Annotated in this window: 19 protein-coding genes and 1 pseudogene; 11 read left to right on the top strand and 9 right to left on the bottom strand. The window is 61.1% G+C overall.

The window, feature by feature from the left end:
- Positions 1-14: 14 nt before the first annotated feature.
- Positions 15-1,391 carry an ATP-binding protein gene (locus ACS4RS_RS13890; protein ID WP_439010515.1) on the top strand — a complete coding sequence of 459 codons (1,377 nt, stop codon included), beginning with the start codon at positions 15-17 and terminating at the stop codon, positions 1,389-1,391.
- 100 nt (positions 1,392-1,491) lie between these two features.
- Here ACS4RS_RS13890 and ACS4RS_RS13895 read toward each other — a convergent pair whose 3' ends face one another.
- On the bottom strand, positions 1,492-1,950 hold the full coding sequence (locus ACS4RS_RS13895; protein WP_439010514.1) for a winged helix-turn-helix transcriptional regulator: 459 nt from the start codon (positions 1,948-1,950) through the stop codon (positions 1,492-1,494).
- Positions 1,951-1,985: 35 nt separating this feature from the next.
- Between ACS4RS_RS13895 and ACS4RS_RS13900 the strand changes: the two genes are divergently transcribed.
- Positions 1,986-2,858 carry an oxidoreductase gene (locus ACS4RS_RS13900; protein ID WP_439010513.1) on the top strand — a complete coding sequence of 291 codons (873 nt, stop codon included), beginning with the start codon at positions 1,986-1,988 and terminating at the stop codon, positions 2,856-2,858.
- Between the two features lie 60 nt (positions 2,859-2,918).
- Here the strand turns inward: ACS4RS_RS13900 and ACS4RS_RS13905 are convergent, their stop codons facing one another.
- From ACS4RS_RS13905 to ACS4RS_RS13915, 3 genes are all read right to left on the bottom strand, one after another.
- Positions 2,919-3,380 (bottom strand): BA14K family protein, encoded by a 462-nt coding sequence (locus ACS4RS_RS13905; RefSeq protein ID WP_439010512.1) that lies wholly within the window; start codon positions 3,378-3,380, stop codon positions 2,919-2,921.
- A 147-nt stretch (positions 3,381-3,527) separates the two neighbouring features.
- Entirely contained in the window at positions 3,528-3,743 is a 216-nt protein-coding gene (locus tag ACS4RS_RS13910) for a cold-shock protein (protein WP_003561293.1), read from the bottom strand.
- Between the two features lie 486 nt (positions 3,744-4,229).
- Positions 4,230-5,120: an EamA family transporter gene (locus ACS4RS_RS13915; protein ID WP_439010511.1), complete on the bottom strand. Its 891-nt coding sequence runs from the start codon at positions 5,118-5,120 to the stop codon at positions 4,230-4,232.
- 92 nt (positions 5,121-5,212) lie between these two features.
- On the opposite strand from ACS4RS_RS13915, the gene ACS4RS_RS13920 reads away from it, so the two are divergent.
- Entirely contained in the window at positions 5,213-5,686 is a 474-nt protein-coding gene (locus tag ACS4RS_RS13920) for a DUF3052 domain-containing protein (protein ID WP_439010510.1), read from the top strand.
- A gap of 4 nt (positions 5,687-5,690) precedes the next feature.
- On the opposite strand, the gene ACS4RS_RS13925 is transcribed toward ACS4RS_RS13920, so the two are convergent.
- From ACS4RS_RS13925 to ACS4RS_RS13940, 4 genes are all read right to left on the bottom strand, one after another.
- A complete protein-coding gene (locus tag ACS4RS_RS13925) occupies positions 5,691-6,830 on the bottom strand; it encodes a PQQ-dependent sugar dehydrogenase (RefSeq protein ID WP_439010509.1) in 1,140 nt (379 codons plus the stop codon).
- A 219-nt stretch (positions 6,831-7,049) separates the two neighbouring features.
- Positions 7,050-7,769, bottom strand: a complete 720-nt coding sequence (locus ACS4RS_RS13930; RefSeq protein ID WP_439010508.1) for a class GN sortase — start codon at positions 7,767-7,769, stop codon at positions 7,050-7,052.
- Entirely contained in the window at positions 7,759-10,143 is a 2,385-nt protein-coding gene (locus ACS4RS_RS13935; protein ID WP_439010507.1) for a marine proteobacterial sortase target protein, read from the bottom strand. Before ACS4RS_RS13935 ends, ACS4RS_RS13930 begins: the two co-directional genes overlap by 11 nt.
- 238 nt (positions 10,144-10,381) lie before the next feature.
- Entirely contained in the window at positions 10,382-12,055 is a 1,674-nt protein-coding gene (locus ACS4RS_RS13940) for a glycosyltransferase family 39 protein (RefSeq protein ID WP_439010506.1), read from the bottom strand.
- Between ACS4RS_RS13940 and ACS4RS_RS13945 the strand changes: the two genes are divergently transcribed.
- The 8 genes from ACS4RS_RS13945 (at position 12,054) to ACS4RS_RS13980 (ending at position 18,885) form a co-directional block, all read left to right on the top strand.
- A complete protein-coding gene (locus tag ACS4RS_RS13945; RefSeq protein ID WP_439010505.1) occupies positions 12,054-12,332 on the top strand; it encodes a hypothetical protein in 279 nt (92 codons plus the stop codon). The two genes, ACS4RS_RS13940 and ACS4RS_RS13945, sit on opposite strands and share 2 nt — an antisense overlap.
- Before the next feature lie 124 nt (positions 12,333-12,456).
- Positions 12,457-13,659: an aminotransferase class I/II-fold pyridoxal phosphate-dependent enzyme gene (locus ACS4RS_RS13950; RefSeq protein WP_439010504.1), complete on the top strand. Its 1,203-nt coding sequence runs from the start codon at positions 12,457-12,459 to the stop codon at positions 13,657-13,659.
- 97 nt (positions 13,660-13,756) lie between these two features.
- Complete coding sequence (locus tag ACS4RS_RS13955) at positions 13,757-14,017, top strand: type II toxin-antitoxin system prevent-host-death family antitoxin (RefSeq protein WP_439010503.1); 261 nt, start codon at positions 13,757-13,759, stop codon at positions 14,015-14,017.
- 2 nt (positions 14,018-14,019) lie between these two features.
- Complete coding sequence (locus ACS4RS_RS13960) at positions 14,020-14,406, top strand: type II toxin-antitoxin system VapC family toxin (protein WP_449313975.1); 387 nt, start codon at positions 14,020-14,022, stop codon at positions 14,404-14,406.
- 175 nt (positions 14,407-14,581) lie between these two features.
- Positions 14,582-15,442 carry a tyrosine-type recombinase/integrase gene (locus tag ACS4RS_RS13965; protein WP_439008560.1) on the top strand — a complete coding sequence of 287 codons (861 nt, stop codon included), beginning with the start codon at positions 14,582-14,584 and terminating at the stop codon, positions 15,440-15,442.
- A gap of 12 nt (positions 15,443-15,454) precedes the next feature.
- On the top strand, positions 15,455-16,630 hold the full coding sequence (locus ACS4RS_RS13970; RefSeq protein ID WP_439008677.1) for an IS91 family transposase: 1,176 nt from the start codon (positions 15,455-15,457) through the stop codon (positions 16,628-16,630).
- 444 nt (positions 16,631-17,074) lie between these two features.
- The gene (locus ACS4RS_RS13975; protein WP_439010501.1) at positions 17,075-17,980 is read left to right on the top strand and encodes a glycosyltransferase; all 906 of its coding nucleotides are present in this window, start codon (positions 17,075-17,077) and stop codon (positions 17,978-17,980) included.
- Positions 17,981-18,015: 35 nt separating this feature from the next.
- Complete coding sequence (locus ACS4RS_RS13980) at positions 18,016-18,885, top strand: 3-deoxy-manno-octulosonate cytidylyltransferase (RefSeq protein WP_449313692.1); 870 nt, start codon at positions 18,016-18,018, stop codon at positions 18,883-18,885.
- A gap of 71 nt (positions 18,886-18,956) precedes the next feature.
- Here ACS4RS_RS13980 and ACS4RS_RS13985 read toward each other — a convergent pair.
- Positions 18,957-20,052 (bottom strand): annotated as a pseudogene (locus ACS4RS_RS13985) (calcium:proton antiporter).
- Between the last annotated feature and the right edge of the window lie 177 nt (positions 20,053-20,229).

Raw genomic sequence — 20,229 nt, forward strand, 5'->3', positions numbered from 1 at the left:
CAGGACCGGCGCTGATGGTGACGATCGACAGCTTGCGGCGGGAAGACCGCAATTCTGCGCCAGGCTGGCGCTGGGTCGTCCGCTGGCTGCGCCGGCGGCTGCCGACCGGGCTTTACGCGCGCTCGCTGCTGATCATCATCATTCCGATGGTGCTGCTGCAATCCGTCGTTGCCGCCGTCTTCATGGAACGCCACTGGCAGATGGTGACGGAGCGGCTGTCGCTTGCCGTCACCCGCGACATTGCCGCGATCATCGAGATCATCGAGACATACCCGCAGAACTCGGACTATAGCGAGATCGTCCGCATCGCCCGCGATCAGCTCAGCCTGCAGATCTCGATCGAGCCGGACGGCGATCTGCCGCCGCCGCGCGTCAAGCCGTTCTTCTCGATCCTCGACGGCATCCTCAGCGACGAGATCACCGACGAGATCCACCGGCCTTTCTGGATTGACACGGTCGGCAACTCGAACCTCGTCGAGATCCGCATCAAGCTCGACAACAAGATCCTCAGGGTGCTGACCAAGCGCAGCCAGACCTATGCCTCGAATACCCATATCTTCATCGTCTGGATGGTCGGCACCTCGCTGGTGCTGATCGGCATCTCGATCCTCTTCCTGCGCGGGCAAATCCGGCCGATCCTGACCTTGGCGCGCGCGGCCGAAAGCTTCGGCAAGGGGCAGAAGCCCGACAATTTCTATCCGCGCGGCGCCGACGAGGTCCGGCGCGCCGGCCTTGCCTTTATCCTGATGCGCGAGCGAATCGAGCGGCAGATCGAGCAGCGCACTGCGATGCTATCGGGCGTCAGCCATGATCTGCGCACCATCCTCACCCGCTTCAAGCTGCAACTGGCGCTCGCCGGCGACAATCCCGACCTGCATGGGCTGAACGACGACGTCGACGATATGCAGGCCATGCTGGAGGCCTATACTGCCTTCGCACGCGGCGAGGTCGAAGAGGATGTCGGCGAGCTGAAACTCAGCGAGGTCTTCGCGAAGCTGGAATCCGATTTCGCCCTGCACGGCAAGACATTCAGCTATTCGATCGAAGGCGATGACGACATATCCGTCAGGCCGAACGCTTTCATGCGTCTCGTCACCAACCTTGCCTCAAATGCGCGGCGTTATGCGGGCAGGCTCGACATCGAGGCCAAGCACAGTGCCAAATGGTTGACGGTCATCTTCGACGATGACGGGCCGGGCATTCCGGAAAAGAACCGCGAGGACGTGTTCAAGCCGTTCTTCCGGCTGGACGCGGCGCGCAACCTCGATGCCTCGGGCACCGGCCTTGGCCTTGCTATCGCCCGTGACATCGCCCGCAGTCACGGCGGCAACGTCACCCTCGGCGACAGCCCGCTCGGCGGTTTGAGGGCAACGATCCGCATCCCGGCCTAATGCATGTCGCCCGGAAGCGTGCAGCGGTTCTGGGATAACGACATGCATCAAAACAAAGAGCTAAAGCGCGTCGCATGAATCAAGTTTGATGCGACACGCTTTAGACATCGGTGGCGGCCGTCAGCTTTACGGCCTTGCGCGCATCGAAATCGCCAAGCCGTTCGACGATCCAGCGCCATAGCGCTGCGACCTGCATGAGGAGGTCGCGCCCGAGCGGCGTCAACTCATATTCAACGCGCGGCGGCACTTGCGGATAGAGCGTGCGGATGATGAGGCCGTCTCCTTCGAGGGTGCGCAGCGTCTGCGTCAGCACTTTCTGGCTGATGCCCTCGACCCTCTCCATGAGCCGCGAGAAGCGCAAGGGTGCGCCGGCATCGGAGAGCACGTGCAGGATGCGAAGCGGCCATTTCGCCGCTGCGCGCTCGATCAGTTCGCGGGCCCGCGCATCCTGTTCGTCCGTCATGGAGCAGCAGAAATCGAACATGTCGCTCAAGTCAGTTACCTCAAGGTGTGTATAGATCGTCCGGGTACCTTCTTTCGATCGGATACAATAGACCATACATGAGCCGGGAACCAAAGAAGGAAGGGTTTCCGATGTCCAGGGTCTGGTTGATTACAGGAAGTTCGCGCGGTCTCGGCCGGGCGCTGGTAGAGGCGGTTTTGGCCTCCGGCGACAATCTGGTGGCGACGGCGCGCGATCCCGCCCGGCTTGCCGATCTCTCCGAGCGGTATGGCAGCCAGGTGCTGACGATAGCGCTTGATGTGACCGACGAAACCGCGGCAGCGGCGGCGGTCGAGGCTGGCGTGAAGCGGTTCGGGCGCATCGACGTGCTGGTCAACAATGCCGGCTATGGCAATGTCTCCTCGATCGAAGATACCAGCCTTGTGGATTTCCGGGCACAGATCGAAGCCAACCTGTTCGGCACGATCATCATGACCAAGGCGGTCATTGCACTGATGCGCGGGCAGGGCGCGGGGCACATCATTCAATTCTCATCCGTCGGCGGCCGGATCGGGCCTGCCGGGCGCGGCGCCTATTCGGCGGCGAAATTCGGCGTCGAGGGCTTTTCCGAGGTGCTGGCGAAAGAGGTCGCGCCATTCGGCATCAAGGTAACGGTGATCGAGCCCGGCGGCTTCAGAACCGATTTCGCCGGCGCCTCGACGGTGCTTGCCGAGGGGCGGGCGGAATATGCCGAGACGGTCGGCGCTACCGTGCGCTTCCAGCGTGAGTATAATGGTCGCCAGCCCGGAGATCCCGCCAAGGCGGCTGCCGTCGTCATCCATGTCGCCGGCCTCGATGCGCCACCGCTCCGGCTGCTACTTGGCAGCGATGCTGTCCGCAATGTCGAGAAGGCGGATGCCGCGCGTATCGAAGCTGATCGAGAATGGCGCGCAGTCAGCGTCTCGACCGATTTCGAGCCGGATACCGAGATGGGGCCCATGCCTTGGGAAAAGAAGGCCGGGTAGGGCCCTAAAAACAAAAGCGCCGCTGATGAGCGGCGCTTGGTACCTGGGATTGTTGAGCGATCAGCCGGCGGTGCAGAAGTGGCTGCGGCCGTCATTGCCGATATAGGTGCCGCTGCGCGGATCGAAGGAGCGGTAGCGGTAGGAGCAGTAACGCTCCCATTGCGGCGACCAGGGCTCCACAGCCGTGCGGACCGGCGCATAGTAGCGCGGCTGTTCGACATACTGCGGCTGCTCGACATAAACACGGCGCGGGGCGCGGTAGACCGGAGCCGGCTCGTAATATCCGGGTTCGTAGGGCGGGTCGATGTAGCGAGGCTCGTCGTAAACAGAGCCGTTATTGGCGTTGGCGATGGCCGAGCCGACAATCAGGCCGGTGGCAAGGCCGACTGCGCCACCGACAAGCGCGTCGTTGCTGCCATGATGGTGCCAATGGCGGTCGCGGGCCGATGCCTCGCCGATGGCAGAAAGGGTAAGTGCAGCAGCCGTTGCCGTCAGCAGAAGAGTTTTGGCGAGCCTGTTCATAAGCATAAATCCCAATCTCGGGAACCGAACGCCGGTTCCTTTCTCGATGATGACAGTTGTAGAGATCGGTAGCTGAATGAAGGCTGAACGACAAAACCCGGCATTTCTGCCGGGCTTCAACTCGAATTCGACAGCCTTATTAAGGGTTCAGCCCGCAATCTGCAGATTGACGGCCTTCGGGCCCTTGCCGCGGCGATCCGGCTCCGTGTCGAAGCTTACCTTCTGGTTTTCCGTCAGACCGGCCAGGCCGGAGGCTTGAACGGCAGAAATGTGAACGAAGATATCGGCGCCGCCCCGGTCCGGCTTGATGAAGCCGAAGCCTTTGTCGGTATTGAAGAATTTTACAGTGCCAGTCTCTGCCATGCGTCAGGTCCTTTTCTCTCTGCCCGCCATCCACACGGGCAGCATCATAGCATTGCCTCCTTGCGGGAGGTGTTGGCAGGCAATTCTTGAAATGTGAGAAAAAGGTCCCCTCTACCTCGGCCTGCTCCAGGCAGGACTTTCGCCCGCCATTATCGGAACCGGCTGACCGGGATATTGGCGTTCCCGGCGCGCAAATACTTTAGGACTTCCCATGCTCGCAAAATGCCCGAACGCGCTGAGAGTGCTGCGTTAAACGAATTTTGGCAAGTAAAAGTTTTTTGCGGTGTCGTTCGAGGCGCACCCGCCCGGATATCGGATTTGCGCAAAAACGCAAAATTTCCTTCGCCGATAGGGGATGATTAACGTTTTATATCGTCTGCAATATAAGTTTCGAGCAGATTTTCCCAAAAATGCAACGTAAACGCGTCTTGCCGCTCTCGTTAATTTTTTTTCAGATTCGTCAACCGCCCATATTTGGACGCGTGTTCAGACGGCTGGCAAGCGTCGCCGGGCGAATCCGGGCACGAGTTCGACCACAAGCATAGCGATAAACATGAGCCCGCAACCTGCATAACCCGTCGCCGGCATCGTCTCGCCGAGCAGAAGGGCCGCCAGCGATGAGCCGAAAAGCGCTTCGGAGGAGAGGAAGATCGCGGCCTGCGAGGGCGTTGTGTAACGCTGAGCGATCACCTGCAGCACGAAGGCCAGGCCCGAGGAGAAAATGCCGACATAGAGAATCTGAGGTCCTGCGGCCCATATTGCCGACAGGGTGATCGGTTCAAAGGCTGCGGCAAGCGCGAGCGCGCAAATCGCGGTGACGGCGAATTGCGTGGCCGAGAGCGCGAGCGGCCTTCCGGTCGCAGAAACGGTCGTGCCGGCAAGGGTGATCTGGATTGCCCAGAAGACGGCGCAGGCGACTGTCAGGAGATCGCCTGATGTGAGGGCCGAGAGATGACCGCCGGAGAGGAGATAGATGCCGGCGACGGCCATCAGCGCGCCCGGCCAGATGATCCAATGCGGGGCACGGCGCAGGAAGAACACGGCGATCAGCGGCACGAAGACGACATAGAGGCCGGTAATGAAGCTGGAATTCGTTACCGTCGTCGTCTGCAGCCCGACCTGTTGTGTGGCTGCGCCGCTGAAAAGGGCAAGGCCGGTGAGGATAGAGAGTTTCGCATGGCGAGCGCTTGTCTTCGCCTTGGCTTTACGCGCTTCGAAAACGACGAAGGGCAGCACGGCCAATGTGGCGACGGCAAAACGCAGGGCGATGAACCAGAAGGGCACGATCGCCTTCATCGCCGTCGACTGGGCGACGAAGCCGCCGCCCCAGATGGCGGCTGCGAGCAATAGCAGGAGGTTCGCCTGAGCGCGCGTCATGTCGTCCTCTATGGGGAAGGGTGTGCCCGAGCGGTTAGCAGTTGCGTTTCCTCCAGGCAAGGGCAAAGACTTCTATCGGCGGAGATGACAGGATGGGACACGAAGAAAGGCGGTTGGCCGGCGATATGGCAGCGACGTCCGGGACGGCCGGCTATTCAGGCAGGCCGCTCGCCAGCAAGCTCGGCCTTGGGCGCGGCCAGGCGGCTGCACTTCTCGGCGTTCCCGAAACGATTGGCGACATCCATGGCTTCGATGGTTTTGCCTCGGTCGCCCTTGCGCTGCCGGAGACGCCTCGGCGGGCGTTCGACTACGTGCATCTGTTTGTGACCGAACGGGCAGCGCTGGAGGCTGTCGCGGTTAAACTCTTCGGCGTTCTCAAGTCGGACGGCATGCTCTGGATCTCCTGGCCGAAAAAGAGTTCGCGGGTGCCGACCGATGTCACCGAGGACATGCTCCGGGAGATCCTCCTTCCGACCGGTCTTGTCGACGTCAAGGTCTGCGCCGTCGACGAGATCTGGTCCGGGCTGAAATTCGTCATCCGTAAGGAGCTGGGCGGGGCGTTGTGATCTTTCAACCGTTGTTGGCCTCGGCGCGCGAAACCCTGAGCAGCGCGCCGTTATCCTCGTCCGTCACCATCAGCAGCGCGCCGTCGGGCGCGACGATGACATCGCGAATGCGGCCATATTCTCCCTCGAACAGCCGTTCCTCAGCGACGAAGGCGCCGCTTTCGTCGCGCTGCATGCGCGAAAGCAGCTGGAACTTCAGCGCCGCGACGATGAAATTGCCGTCCCATTCCGGAAACATGGCGCCGCGATAGACAGCGAGCGCACCGGGCGCGATCGACGGATCCCAATAATGCAGCGGCTGTTCCAGGCCTTCCCTAGCGGTGCCTTCACCGATCTCGGCACCCGAATAATCCCGGCCGTAGGTGATGATCGGCCAGCCGTAATTCTTGCCCGCCTCGGGCTCGTTGATCTCGTCGCCGCCACGCGCGCCGTGTTCGACGGTATAAAGCTTACCGTCCTTGGTATCGAAAGTGATACCCTGCGGGTTGCGGTGGCCTTTCGACCAGATTTCCGGCAGCGCCTTGCCGCCGTCCTTGAAAGGATTGTCGGCCGGGATGCTGCCATCGGCATTGATGTGGACGATCGAGCCGGCATCGTCCCGCCAGTCCTGCGAGCGGTCGCGGTCGCCGCGGTCGCCGATGCTGATGAACAGCGAACCGTCACGGGCAATGGCGATGCGCGAGCCGTACTGGATATTGCCCGAGGTGAAGCGCTGCATGGTGAAAACAGGCGTCACAGCATCGAGTGTCTTCTCGTCGGTGGAAAGCGTGGCGCTGAAAGCCTCGGTGCCGGAACCCTGTCTATTGGCGATGGCGGCGGTGAAATAGAGCTTTCTCGACGTCGCAAAGTCCGGAGCGAGCGCCACATCCATCAGGCCTCCCTGGCCACGAGCGCTGACCCGCGGCACGCCGTCGATCGGGTCGGAGACCTTGCCGTCGCGGATGATGCGCATGCGGCCCGGCCGCTCGGTAACGAGGTAGGCGCCATCGGGCAACACCTCGACCGCCCAGGGATGTTCGAGGCCGTCGGCGAGCTTGTCGACACGGACCGCGAGATCCTGCGTGTTGACGATGTCGGCCGCATCGACGGATGCGGCGCCGAGCAGAACCAGCGCTGCGGCGAAATGAAAGGCGGATATTCTCATCTTGCTTTCTCGCGGTCTCACACGCTCAACGTGGAGCGGACAGGGGAGAGCTTCAACCCTCATTCCACCTGATATAACGGCTTTGTGTTTGCTGGTTGAACGGAGCCCGTGGCTTGCGCATCCTTCTTTCCGAAATCGGGATCGATTTTTGGAAAGAAGGATGCGGGGATTGAAAAGAGATAGAGCGTCCTTTGTGCGTCGTAGAGGACGCAGGGTGCTCTACTCGTCGACAAGTTCGGCCTCGAGGATGTAGCGCAGCGGCCCGCGTTCGGTCGCATCGAAGGGCCAGCAGGTGGTCAGCACCAGGCGGCGGCCGTTGGAGGAGGGGTCGATACCGCTGGCATCCCATGGGGCGATGCGGCCTTCGCCGGCCTTGAAGGTCAATAATTTGCCGTCCCGGCGGGTAACCTCGATCGTATCGCCGGGCTTTACATATTGCAGCCAGCGGAAATGCGTGTCGCGATGAGCGGCGATCACCGAGGTGCCTTGCTCGCCTGGCTGCGGCGTATCGGTGAGCCAGGCCGGGCCGAAGGCGAGGGCTTCGCCGGAGGCGCCGGAGAGCACGATCGCCTCCTTGCCGAGGCGCGGTGCGCGCACTTTGGCCTCGGTGGTGAAATCCGCCCAGGGCCAGGGTTTTGTCTCCTCGCCCTTGAGTTCCGCGGCGAAGGCGCGTTTCAGCAGGATCTGGGAGAGTTCCGCCTTCGCCTTCAGCAAGAAGCCGTCGCCGATCAGCGCCAAGCCGTAAAGGGCAAGGCCGGCGATGGCGAAGGCGATCGCTTTTTCGATCGAGGAAAGGCGCCAGAGGAAGAAACCTCTCCTTTGGCGCACCTTGGGCCTGTTGTGGGCAGTGGCGGCGGCCATGGCGAGTTCCAGATAGGTCGGGAGCGGCTCGAATTCGGCCGCTTCCTCGTTCCGGCTTGCTGAGAGCCTAGAGACCATTTTGCTTGGCTCCCACCGCGATCATCCGCTTGATGCGCCGGCGCCAGACGGCCAGCCCGCTTGCCGCCGTCAGCGCCAGGAGCAGCATGGTAAGCCCGCGGATGATCCGCTCGTCGGCGCGCGTCGCCGTCTGCGGTAGGTTCACGGTCGAGCTCTTCTGCGCGATCAGGGTGGCGGCCTTGGCGGTCGGGGCTGCGGCCATCATGTTTGCGATCTCAGGCGATGCGGCGAGATCCGGTGTTTCGGTCGCGGCCTGCTGCGGTCCGGCGTTTCCCGCAGGGGTAGCTGCGCCATGACGTTCTCCGCCGCCGGGAGGGACAACGTTTTCGCCGAAGACCTTATCGAAATCCCAACCCTCAGGCAGGTTGAGCGGCAGCTTCGCCGAGCCGAGCGGCTCACCTGCCGGCCGCGACGGCGTGACGTCGACGGCGACCAGGCTGGTGAGGCGGGAGACGAGATGGTGGGCGAGCGCCACCGCCTCGATATCCTTGTCGAGCCCGGCCGGATCCTGGCGCTCATAGGCGCGGGCTTCGAAATCATCGATCTTGCGCCGCGCCCAGAGCTTGGAGATGCCGTTTCCGTCGGCGGCATTGGCGATATCGATTTGGACGCGCCAGGGCTGGTCGCCCGTCTTGCCGATGATTTCAAGCTTCCCAGCGGGCTTATCCCCAGGCAGTTCGGCGGTCAGCACGACGGGCTCGCCGCTATAAAGGTCCGGCATCGGATTGGGCGTGATATCCTCGGCAGAGATGCCTTCGAAATTTGCGGCGATATCGGTCATGGTGGGGTTCTGCAGCTTGGCGAAAAGCTCGCCCATGCGGCTTGCCACCTGATCGGTCGAGCCGATCTGAGTGAAGGTGCCACGGCCGATTTCGGCGGCCTTGGTCATGAAATAGGTGTTCGGAGCCGAGCCGATGCCGACGGTGAAGACACGGGCATCGCCGCGGTTTGCGGTGATTTCCTGGAAGAGCTGCTGTTCGTTGCCGATCGCACCATCGGTCAGGAACACGACCTGCCGCAGAGCTCCGGTTGCAACCGGTCCCTGATTGCGCAGCGCATCTTCGAGCGCGGGCAGCATCTCCGTGCCGCCGTCGGCGGTCAGGCCCCTGACATAGGCGATTGCTTTTTCGCGATTGTCTGGGGTGGCAGCGACCAGGCCCTCGAAATAGTCGGTCATCGTGTCGTCGAAACGGATGACGTTGAAGCGGTCGTCGGGGTTCAGCCTGGAAATCGCAAGCGCCAGGCTCTGCTTTGCCTGCTCGATCGACGGCCCCGACATGGAGCCGGAATTGTCGATGACGAAGACCACTTCACGTTTGGCTGGCGGCGCTGCCGCATCCGGCGCCGTCGGCGGGGTGACGAAGGCGAGCAGATAGGTCTTACCATCCTTCACTTCGCGGAAGAGGCCGGCGCTCGGCACCTTACCGGGCGCGGATCGCCAGGTGAGCTCGAAATCCTTGTCGGCGGGGACGGCGTCGCCTTTCAGGCTGATCGTTCTCGCCTTGTCGCCGTCCTGGCGGATATCGACCTCGTGGAAGGAGGATTTGACCTCGCCGAGCGGGAAACCGGCCTTGAGGTCGACTGTCAGCGAAACCGGGTTGATCTTGGCATTCTCGCGCGGATCGAGAACCGGGGCTTCGATCTTCTCCCGGTTTTCCACCGGATCGCGCGGCGTGGCGAAACCGGCGCCGTTGTTGAACTCGACGGTCTGGACGATCGGCGCAGGATTGTAGCGCGGGGCGACGACCATCGGGAAGCGCAGCGAGAACGCGCCGCCCGACTGGTGGACCGTCTGCTGGTATTCGATCTGCACGACGATTTCTTCGCCGGGGCCGATATTGGCGACCTGGTTGGTGAAGATGTTCGGCCGCTGCTGTTCGAGCAGCGCCGTCTTCTTGCCCTCCGCCTTGGCCTGCTCGTAGATCTCACGGGCTTCCTGGCGCGGCTTGATCTGGCCTTCGATGAAGCGTTCGCCGATCTGCATCTTCAGCGCATCGACGGCGGAATTGTCCGGCAGTGGGAAGACGTAGGTGCCCTCGACCCAGCCCTTACTCGGGTTCTGGAAACGCTGCGTCACCTTCACCCTGGCGATCGGGCCCGAGACATCGATCGCGACGTCGCTCTTCAGCCGCGGCGCTTCGACGTAGAAGCCCGGCTCCTTCGAAGGAAACAGCAGCGAGCCGCTGTTGACGTCATTCGGCCGCAGCAGTGCTGCAACCTGGCTGGACGCCTGCTGCGTCTCTGCACGCGCGGCGGAGACAAGCCCCAGCATTGCCGTGACGCAGGCGACAAAGGCGGTGGCGGCGACAAGAAATGAAATGGAAATCCGGCGCGCACGTATGCGCGCTATGGCATATTCGTCTTCCAGAAACATTGGCATACCCTCAATAACCAATTTTGGATAAGGCAATGATGCGGCTTCGATCTCGGCGCGCTCGCGACCGAATTACGGCGCGGCACGGCATTTGTTGCGGCTTATTCGTGGCGATGACGAAATCCGATGATCTGTCTGATTTCAAAAGACATAGGTGAGGGGAAAACGCGATCGTCGCTACCGCGAAGGTGCCGGATGCTGTCGAGACGTCACCAGCCGTCCGCCGCCGTCGCGGCTCTCATGGACGGGTGATCCGATAGACCAGCAAATCATCCGAATCCACAAGCTTGGTTGCTGTTCTGTCCAGATAGTCGACAACCCCGTCGTGATGCTCGATGAACAGCAGGTCCTGTTTGTCGGTGGCGTTCTTGGCGACGCCGAACAGATCCGCGCCCTGCGCGCGCAGGTCCTCGAGCTGCGCGATCGCGGTGGCGTCATCCGCGACGAATTTCGACCATTCGGTATCGCCACCGCCGGGCGGAAACACCCAGCCGCGCGTCCTGCTATAGTAGACTGCGACCGGATCGCCGACCTCGGGCGCGATGGCAACGACGAGGTCGCCCGGTTGCGCCAGCCGCGCCAGTTCCTCGCCAAGCAGCTTGCCCTTCATGGCGATTGGCTTCTTCATCGTTCTGACGAGGGGAAAGGTCGACCAGACAAGGGTGACGGCCACGATGCATATCGCCCGAAGCACGACCGCCGGTGCCAGAATTGTTCTCGATGCAAGCCTTGCCAGAAGAAGCGCGCCATGGCCTGAGAATATCGCGATCGGCACATGGAAGATGTGGAAGTTCCACACATTGCTGGTGATCTCGCCCGCCGCCGACAGATAGAGGATCATGGCCGCAGCCAGCCAGACGTAGGGAATGGCCGAAAGCGTGCGTTGTTTCTGGTCTTCGGCGGGTCTCGGCGGCAGCCACAAGCCGACCGCAAACAGCACCACGAATGGGTAGCCGTAGAACCACAAAACCGAGGTGTTCCATGCGGATTTAAAATAGAACCTGTCCCTGACGTAGGTCCAGAAGCCGGAGTCCCAAATATAGCCGCCGCTGCCGGCCATATGAAACGGCGGATAGCTACGGGCGAGATAAATCGCCCAGCTGAAATAAGCGACGATGATGGCCAGGCTCAAAAGCCCCGACAGGAAGACCAAGGCCGCCTGCTTTCGCTTGTTCTGCAAAATCCAGCAGATCATCAGGTAAAAGATGACGGCGCCGGCGGCGATGCCTGGTGGCTTTGATAGCACACCGAGTGTGAAGCTGACCGTGGCGAGCGGCAAAAGCCAGCCGCTGCCGCCGGCCCAGTATTTGGCAAACAGCCAGACGCCAAGGGTCACCAAGGCCAGCATCGCGGGATCGGGAAGAAACGAGCTGTCGATCATGACCGCCGCCGGCATCAGCGCGTAGGCGAGAGCGGCCGCGTGGGCGTGCATCTCGTCCCAGCATAACGCCGTCAGCCTGTGCAGCGAAAACACCGTCACCAGACCGAAGAAGGCCGCAACCACGCGGCCGAACCAGTCGTGCCAGCCGAAGAGTTGGTAAAGCAAGGCCGTGAGGTAGCTGACGATCTGGAACTCGCGGCCCTGATAGCTTGGCCCGGGCCCGGTCCAGCTGACCTCCGGAAAGAAGATGTTCCAGCTGCGCTCTCGGAAATTGTCGGCCATCATTGCGGTGCTTATCTCGCGCCAGCTGAAGCCGTCGACCAGCGGCAAGGTGATCTTGTGGAACCTGAAGACGATCGCAATAAGCAGGATCGTCAGCAGGATTGCCGTTTCGAGGCTCAGGTAGTTGCGGGCAGCCATGTCCCGATCGGTTGTCTGCTGCGGGTAATGCTGATCTTCGGCCTGATTCAATTCCGGGTCGTCCGGCGCGATACGCTGCAGCTTGGAAGGCTTTCGGGGCGGCTTTGTCATGGCGGCAGTTCAGCAGCAATGTCTTAAAAAGCAATTCGCCCAGATTGATTATTCACTCCATTCCTCGTGCAAAAATGGCAAGGATATCGGCGAGGCGATCGAAGGTCAGGTCGCGCGGATCTTGATCTCCTCGACGCGCTCACGGATGACTTCGAGGAAACGGATAAATCCCGATAGTCTCAAGGATAGATTCAAGAGTTGCGGGGAGCGCTTCAGCTGCGCGCCGCAAGCCTTGCCGAAAAGGATGCCGGGCCGGCTCGCCGGTGCGGCAAAATGATCAATAAGAATCATTGCCCCCATCACGCCTTTACGCTTGAAATGCCGTCATACATTGGACATAGAGCTAACCGCAGAACTCCGGTCGCGGCTTTCTGCCCGTTTCAACCATTAGGACCGATATCATGGCCTTCCTTGCCGATGCTCTTTCCCGTGTGAAGCCTTCAGCCACCATCGCCGTTTCCCAGAAAGCGCGCGAGCTGAAAGCAAAAGGACGTGACGTCATTGGCCTCGGTGCGGGTGAGCCGGATTTCGATACGCCCGAGAATATCAAGACGGCCGCCATCGACGCGATCAACCGCGGCGAGACCAAGTACACGCCGGTTTCCGGCATTCCCGAACTGCGCAAGGCGATCGCCGCCAAGTTCAAGCGCGAGAACGGGTTGGAATATTCCTGGGAGCAGACGATCGTCGGCACCGGCGGCAAGCAGATCCTGTTCAACGCCTTCATGGCGACGCTGAACCCTGGCGACGAAGTCGTTGTCCCGGCGCCTTACTGGGTTTCCTACCCTGAGATGGTGGCGCTCTGCGGCGGCACGCCGGTTTTCGTTTCCGCGACCCAGGAGCATAATTTCAAACTCCAGGCTGCCGATTTGGAAAAGGCGATCACGCCGAAGACCAAGTGGTTCATCTTCAACTCCCCGTCCAACCCGACGGGTGCGGCCTATACGCAGGACGAGCTGAAGGCACTGACGGATGTGCTGATGAAGCATCCGCATGTCTGGGTGCTGACCGACGACATGTACGAGCACCTGACCTATGGCGACTTCAAATTCGTCACGCCCGTCGAAGTCGAGCCGAAGCTCTACGACCGCACGTTGACGATGAACGGCGTCTCCAAGGCCTATGCGATGACCGGCTGGCGTATCGGCTATGCCGCAGGCCCAATCCAGCTCATCAAGGCGATGGACATGATCCAGGGCCAGCAGACCTCGGGCGCGACGTCGATTGCCCAGTGGGCGGCCGTCGAAGCGCTGAACGGCACGCAGGACTTCATTCCTGAGAACAAGAAGATCTTCGAAGGCCGCCGCGATCTCGTCGTTTCCATGCTGAACCAGGCCAAGGGCATCGTCTGCCCGGTGCCGGAGGGTGCCTTCTACGTCTATCCCTCCTGCAAGGGCTTGATCGGCAAAACCGCACCCTCCGGCAAGGTCATCGAGACGGATGAGGATTTCGTTTCCGAGCTTCTGGAATCGGAAGGCGTCGCCGTCGTTCACGGCTCGGCCTTCGGCCTCGGCCCGAATTTCCGCATCTCCTATGCGACCTCGGAAGATCTTCTCGAGGAAGCTTGCCGCCGCATCCAGCGTTTCTGCGCCGCCTGCAAGTGAGCGGACTGCGATAGAATCGAATGAAGGCCTGCCGGCGACGGCGGGCCTTTGTTTGTCTCACGTTGACGATGTGGCTGCATGTGGCTACATTTAACTCATGAAGACAGTTTCGATCCGCGATGCGAAAAACCGCCTGACCGAGCTTGCCCGCGAGGTTGAGGACGGCGAGACTATTGTGGTGACGCGCAACGGCCGGCCGGTCTTCGATCTTGTACCGCATCAGAAGCGCGGCGGTTTGAACCTGGAGGCTGGCGAGGCCTATCTCCGTTCCAAGGGTATCACGAGGACGGAGATGTACATCTCCGACGACTTCGATGATCCTTTGTCGGAAGATTTCCTTTTGAAGCCGCTGCCGTGACCATTCGGGTGCTGCTTGACACGCACATGGTGATCGCCGTTGCGCAGAAGAAACTGGCGGAACGTTTTCCACGTGTCGAGCAACTCCTTTCCGACAATACCGCCAGTGGCTTCGTCAGCGTCGCCAGTCTCTGGGAAATTGCCATCAAGACGAGGCTTGGCAAATTGCAGCCGGGATTGCCTCTGGAGACCATTCCCATCTATCTGCGGGAAGTCGGGCTGACGATCCTGCCCGTCGACATCCCGCACGTCGTCACCGCCGCCGACCCAGAGCCGGAGACGCGCGATCCCTTCGATCGCCTGCTGCTGGCGCAGTGCAAGGTCGAGGGCTTGCAGCTCGCGACGGTCGATCGATGGCTCGTCGATCATCCCCTGGCGCTGCGACTCTGAATCAGGCTGATATCCCGATTCAAGATCTTGCGGCATTGATTCCGCTTTGGCTCGCAAGTCGTTGAATTCCGATTGAACGAAGCCGCTTTCGCGGCATTTGGAGGATCTGATTGCATGAAGCGCTCCTGATTGAAGGAATGGGCTGTTTTGCCCAACCTTCAATCAGGAGATGACGATGACGGAGATGAGCCCTCTACGCCGGCGCATGATCGATGACATGACGATCCGCAATCTTTCGCCAGCAACGCAACGATCGTATTTACATGCGGTAACGAAGTTCTCGCGCTATTTCGGGCGATCGCCAGACCGTCTTGGACTGGAAGACGTGCGCGCGTTTCAGGTGCATCTGGTTTCTTCGGGCCTATCATGGCCAGCCTTGAACCAGACAGTTTGTGCCCTGCGGTTCTTCTTTGGCGTCACGCTTGGTCATGGCGAGATACCGGAGCGCATTGCCTATGCCCGGACACCGGCCAAGCTGCCGACGATCCTCAACGGCGACGAGATCGTGCGGTTTCTGGAAGCCGTTCCAAGCCTGAGGACCCGTACCGCACTGACGACAGCGTATGCGGCGGGGCTGCGCGCCTCGGAAGCTGTCCATCTCAAGGTCCGCAACATTGATGGCGAACGCGGCATCATCCGCGTCGAGCATGGCAAGGGCGGAAAGGATCGCAACGTCATGCTGTCAGCGCAGTTGCTCGCGATCCTGCGGGTCTATTGGCGGCTGGCGAGACCCGAGGTCTGGCTGTTTCCGGGTCGGGACGAGACCAAGCCCATCGACGTCCAGGTTCTGTATTCTGCCTGCCGTTCGGCGTGCGCCGCGGCCGGCATCGACAAAAGGGTAACGGTGCATACGCTGCGCCACAGCTTTGCCACCCATCTTTTGGAAAGCGGAACCGACATCCGCATCATCCAAGTTTTGCTCGGCCACAACAATCTGTCCACCACGGCACGCTACACGAAGGTTTCCAATACCCTGATCCGCAGCACGACCAGCCCGCTCGACCGACTGACGCTGGAGGTGGTGCCGCCAAGCTGAGCAAGTTTCGCCATGGCGGCGGGACTGGAGGTGGCGGATATTTTTCGCCGCCACGGGGAAAGATATCGTCAAGCCCACGACACCCATCTCGGGCGTGTCGAACGCCGGGTCATGAGTGCGGTCGAGATGTGCCGGACCGCTCGCCTGGGCGGGCATGTCCAGCAATGTCAGGACTGCGCGGCGTTCCGCATCGCCTATAATTCCTGTCGCAACCGGCATTGCCCAAAGTGCCAGGGACAGGCGAGCCGTGACTGGCTTGCTGCCCGACAGGCCGACCTTCTGCCTGTCGGCTATTTCCACGTGGTCTTCACCCTACCGCAGCAGATCGCCGCAATTGCCTTCCAGAACAAAAATGCCGTTTACACGATCCTGTTTCGCGCCGTCGCCGAGACGTTGCGCAAGCTTGCTGCCGATCCCAGGCATCTGGGTGCAGAGATCGGCTTCATCGCGGTGCTGCACTCCTGGGGACAGAACCTTCATTTTCACCCTCATATCCACTGCATCGTGCCGGGCGGCGGATTGTCGGCGGACCAGTCCCGTTGGGTTCCCTGCCGGGCAAACTTCTTCCTGCCCGTGCGCGTTCTGTCATCCCTGTTCAGGCGGTTGTTTCTTGAAGAGCTGAAGCAGGCCTACGACCTGGACCAGCTTCGGTTCTTTGGCGATATCGCCGGCCTGGCCAATCCGGCGGCGTTCAATCACATTGTCAAAGAAACGCGGCGTGTCGCCTGGGTGGTCTATGCCAAGCCGCCATTTGCCGGACCCGAACAGGTGCTGGCCTATCTCGGGCGCTATACCCATCGCATTGCCATCTCCAATTCCCGCCTCGTCAGCATCGATGGCGATCGAGTCACATTCCGATGGAAGGACTATCGAACGGGCGGCAGGCAAAAGGTAATGACGCTCGATGCCCACGAGTTCATCCGCCGTTTCCTGCTTCACACCGTTCCGGACGGCTTTCACCGCATTCGTCATTATGGCCTGCTTGCCAATGGCCATCGGCAACTGAAGCTGGACCTGTGCCGAAGCCTGCTCGACGTCCCGCCGCCGGAACACCCGGTCGAAGAACCGGACACAAAGCCACCACCTTTGCTGCACCGCTGCTCCTGTTGCGGCGGAACCATGACGATCATCGGCGCGTGGACCCCGCTCCAGCCGGTACGTCGGCCAGCATGGAACGACAGTTCATGATCATATTACGCGCGGCATCATTGCAACGATCAGCGTCGGCATGCCGAAGAGCCGCGGTGCGAGTGCTTTGGCCAATCGTGCCCGAGCGACGTTTCGGTCGATGCAAACCAGCCGACAGGCGCGTCAAAGACACCGCAAATACCGGCAAGAATCTCCTTCCATACCTGTCCACGGGCTCCGGCAAGGCTCAACCCTGCAAAACGCCATCCACCGCTTCGGCTAAATCCCCATAGCGCCAAACAACCCGCGCCTTCGCTCAATCCGGCTTCAATGAGGTCCGATCAGTGAATGCCGCACGCACAGCGCCCGGACCTCACAGAACCCTCCAGATTCAAATCGTGACGGGGAGCGTCGGTAGCGCGGCTGATCTCAGGTTGCGGGCAGCCTTCAAACCAACTAGATATCCGGCATCAAGTTCAAGTTGCCGCTTCGGGAGGCCGGATTTTGCAGAGTAATGCCGTCATCGTATGTTCTGACGTCAACATGCTGCCGGCTGCCTGTTGCACGCTGCTTTCCGTCAAGCGCAATTTCGGCGGTCTTGGCGTAGAGTTCCTGCTTCTCGGCATCGACCTCAAGCCGAACGAGAGCGCCGAGGTCGGCAATTTCGCGAAGCTGCACGACATGGCGATCACTGTGCTGCCCTATAATACCCCGGATAAGGCAAAGCAGGCCCGGGGCCGCTGGTCGGGCGCGACACTGGCGCGGCTCTACATGGATCTGCAAATCCCTGAGAATGTTAAACGCTTGCTTTACCTCGATGCCGACGTGCTCGCGGTAGCGCCCGTCGACGAACTCTTCACCAGGGATCTCCGAGGCAAGGCGCTTGCCGCGGTCGACGACTATGTCATGGCCTTCCCAGAGAAAGCCGGAGCACGGCAGCGCAAGATCGGCATGGGCGATGGCGGACGCTATTTCAATGCCGGCGTGCTGCTGTTCGACTGGTCGGTCTGCCGGGCGAAGGGACGGTTTGCCAGGACACGGGAGATCTTCGAGCAGCGGTCGCATCTTTTCGAGAATAACGACCAGGATGCGCTGAACGTCAGCTTCGACGGCGACTGGCTGGTGCTCGATCCGCGCTGGAACACGCAGACGGGGCTTTTGCCTTTCGTCGCCCGGCCGGCAATCCTCCATTTCACCGGCCGCAAGAAACCGTGGCAGGCGACGGTGCCCTGGGTGCATCGGCGGATGGCCAGGCGCTATGCCGAGGATCTCGGCAACACGCCCTGGGCCTCCTTCTGCAGGCAGCCGTCGATCACAGGCCGGGTGGCGGGCTTCCTCTCGCATGTGGGAAAGCAGATCGGCGGGCTGGCGCGGCTTGCACGGATGCGCGCCTATTTCAGCAACAGCTAGCAAGGCGCGTCCTTGGAAAGTACATGTGAGCCGATATGGAATCGACCCCCAGTGATACGCAGAGGCTAGCCGCCGCCGACAGCGGCTTCAATTTCCCGACGCCGGAAGCGTGGAAGGCACTGCTGTCGCGCTATTCCCACATCGTGCTGGTGGCAAACAGCGAAGCGGTCGATTTCGAGCGGCTGCGAAGCGAGCTGCCGGAGGCGGCGCTCTACGTCTTTTTCAACAACGTCTACAAGGTGCTCGACGAACCCTTCGCCGGACATGCGGTGCTGGTCGCCCGCAGCGGTGTGATGGGCGCCAATATCGTCCACCGCCGCGAGGTGGCGGATGTCCTGCGCTTCTTTACCGGCGATGATTTTCTGGGTGTGGTCAACATCCGCGTTTCCCCCGAGGAGAACTTCAGCGAGGAGAGCCGGTTCAATGGCACCGGCACCCGCCACCTCGATCTGACGCAAATGATCGGAGATCTCTATCCAACAGGCAAGATCGCGACGAGCGGCTTTGCGATGGCGCTCTGGCTCGCCGACCTGCAGCTGCCGGGCAAGATCCTGCTTGCCGGCTTTTCGGCAAAGAGAAGCGAGAAGTGGAAGGTCTTCGACGTGCACGATTGGACGTTCGAGCAAATCTTCCTGCGTCTCTTTGCCAGGATGGGCACCATCTCGATGATGGGCGGTGTCGATGCCAGCCCCTATGCGGCGCTCGCCAAACGCTTTCCGCAGGTGCCGCCGGTCGAAATCGCGTTGACGGCGGCCGAAGTCCTGTCCGAGCGGCTTCACAATGCGAACAGCCAGATCGACAGGCTGATGTCCGTCACCAAATCCCTCCGCGCCGTCGAGGGTTTCTTCCGGCGCTTCAAGCCGAAAACCCGTAAAGAGCGCTTCCTGGAAAAATCGAAAGAGTGACTGTCGCGGGCCATCGCCGACGGGCGTGACCTGCCGAGAGCTCCTTTCGAAGATCGAACGCAGCGCCGTCTTCAAAGCCCCAGCGCGGTTAGCATGACGAAAGTGGCAAAGAGGATGAAGTGCGTCATGCCTTCGATGGCGTTGGTCTCGCCGTCATTGAGGTTGATCGCTGCGGCAAACAACGTGATCGTCACCATCACGGTCTGCACCGGGGTCATCGCCATGATGAAGGGTTGGCCGGTATAGAGCGCGATCGCCTCCATGACCGGCACCGTCAGGATCACGGTCGAGAGAGGCGCCCATGGCGATGTTGACAGTCGCCTGCATGCGGTTTCTCAGCGCTGCCCTCAAGGCGGTCAGGATCTCGGGGGCAGCTGAAATCGCCGCGACGACGACGGCGGTGACGGCGATCGGCGTGCCGCTGTCGCGCAGACCTTCGGTCATCAAGGCCGACATGAACTCGGCCAGCAGGCCGATGATGACGACGCCGACGAGAATAGTGGCGATCGACATCGCGGCCGGCTCGTCAGCGCCATGTCCATCCTGAACCCCCTTCTTCCGTTCGGAGCGCGGGTAGCTGTAGCTGAAGAAATAGCTGTGTTGGCCGACCTGCATGCGCAGGAAGAGGCCGTAGAGCGCAATCATCGCGACGATGGTGAAGGCGGAATAATAGTGCCATTTGTCGCCGGGCACGAATTCCGGCACGATCATCGAGATGCCCATGGCGGTGAGGATCATCACGCCGTAGGTCTTGCCCGAATTGTCGTTGTAGGGCTGCTCGCCGTGCTTCAGGCCACCGAGCAGGGCGGCGAGGCCGAGAACGCCGTTGATGTCGAGCATCAGGGCCGAATAGATCGTGTCGCGCACCAGTGTCGGCGAACTCTCTCCGCTCATCATGATGGCGAGGATGATGACCTCCACGGCAACAGCAGACAGCGTCAGGATCATCGTGCCATAGGGGTCGCCGACCTTGACGGCGAGCAGCTCGGCATGATGGGCAACGCAGATCGAGGCGAGAACGATGGTGCCGACCAGGGCGGCGGCGGCGATCAGCGCGACGCCGCGTCCCATCTCGATCAGCGCGTGTTCCAAGAGATAGGCGATCGCTGCAACGGCAAGTGCGGCGACCAGCAACTTCTCTTCTTTTAAGCGTGATGCAATCGCCAAGTTTCAGCTCCTGTCCCGATTCATGCGTTTTATCTAAGCCACTGATTTCGCATATCAAGAAAGCCGCGGGCTGGTGCCATTTGCAGTCTTCGGCGTTTAATGGAATACTAAACATCATCGGGGCCGGAAAGCAGATCGCGGCGTCCTCGAATTCTTGTCAAGCGGCCGCGATGATCC

The sequence above is a fragment of the Rhizobium sp. F40D2 genome (assembly GCF_051810745.2).
In the GTDB taxonomy this organism is placed as follows: Bacteria; Pseudomonadota; Alphaproteobacteria; order Rhizobiales; family Rhizobiaceae; genus Rhizobium.

What these genes read in the sequence shown, in the direction of transcription:
- ACS4RS_RS13890 (WP_439010515.1), top strand. Translation starts at nt 15, where the DNA reads ATGGTGACGATCGACAGCTTGCGGCGGGAAGACCGCAATTCTGCGCCA.
- ACS4RS_RS13895 (WP_439010514.1), bottom strand. Translation starts at nt 1,950, where the DNA reads ATGGTCTATTGTATCCGATCGAAAGAAGGTACCCGGACGATCTATACA.
- ACS4RS_RS13900 (WP_439010513.1), top strand. Translation starts at nt 1,986, where the DNA reads ATGTCCAGGGTCTGGTTGATTACAGGAAGTTCGCGCGGTCTCGGCCGG.
- ACS4RS_RS13905 (WP_439010512.1), bottom strand. Translation starts at nt 3,380, where the DNA reads ATGAACAGGCTCGCCAAAACTCTTCTGCTGACGGCAACGGCTGCTGCA.
- ACS4RS_RS13910 (WP_003561293.1), bottom strand. Translation starts at nt 3,743, where the DNA reads ATGGCAGAGACTGGCACTGTAAAATTCTTCAATACCGACAAAGGCTTC.
- ACS4RS_RS13915 (WP_439010511.1), bottom strand. Translation starts at nt 5,120, where the DNA reads ATGACGCGCGCTCAGGCGAACCTCCTGCTATTGCTCGCAGCCGCCATC.
- ACS4RS_RS13920 (WP_439010510.1), top strand. Translation starts at nt 5,213, where the DNA reads ATGGGACACGAAGAAAGGCGGTTGGCCGGCGATATGGCAGCGACGTCC.
- ACS4RS_RS13925 (WP_439010509.1), bottom strand. Translation starts at nt 6,830, where the DNA reads ATGAGAATATCCGCCTTTCATTTCGCCGCAGCGCTGGTTCTGCTCGGC.
- ACS4RS_RS13930 (WP_439010508.1), bottom strand. Translation starts at nt 7,769, where the DNA reads ATGGTCTCTAGGCTCTCAGCAAGCCGGAACGAGGAAGCGGCCGAATTC.
- ACS4RS_RS13935 (WP_439010507.1), bottom strand. Translation starts at nt 10,143, where the DNA reads ATGTTTCTGGAAGACGAATATGCCATAGCGCGCATACGTGCGCGCCGG.
- ACS4RS_RS13945 (WP_439010505.1), top strand. Translation starts at nt 12,054, where the DNA reads ATGGCGGCAGTTCAGCAGCAATGTCTTAAAAAGCAATTCGCCCAGATT.
- ACS4RS_RS13940 (WP_439010506.1), bottom strand. Translation starts at nt 12,055, where the DNA reads ATGACAAAGCCGCCCCGAAAGCCTTCCAAGCTGCAGCGTATCGCGCCG.
- ACS4RS_RS13950 (WP_439010504.1), top strand. Translation starts at nt 12,457, where the DNA reads ATGGCCTTCCTTGCCGATGCTCTTTCCCGTGTGAAGCCTTCAGCCACC.
- ACS4RS_RS13955 (WP_439010503.1), top strand. Translation starts at nt 13,757, where the DNA reads ATGAAGACAGTTTCGATCCGCGATGCGAAAAACCGCCTGACCGAGCTT.
- ACS4RS_RS13965 (WP_439008560.1), top strand. Translation starts at nt 14,582, where the DNA reads ATGACGGAGATGAGCCCTCTACGCCGGCGCATGATCGATGACATGACG.
- ACS4RS_RS13970 (WP_439008677.1), top strand. Translation starts at nt 15,455, where the DNA reads ATGGCGGCGGGACTGGAGGTGGCGGATATTTTTCGCCGCCACGGGGAA.
- ACS4RS_RS13980 (WP_449313692.1), top strand. Translation starts at nt 18,016, where the DNA reads ATGGAATCGACCCCCAGTGATACGCAGAGGCTAGCCGCCGCCGACAGC.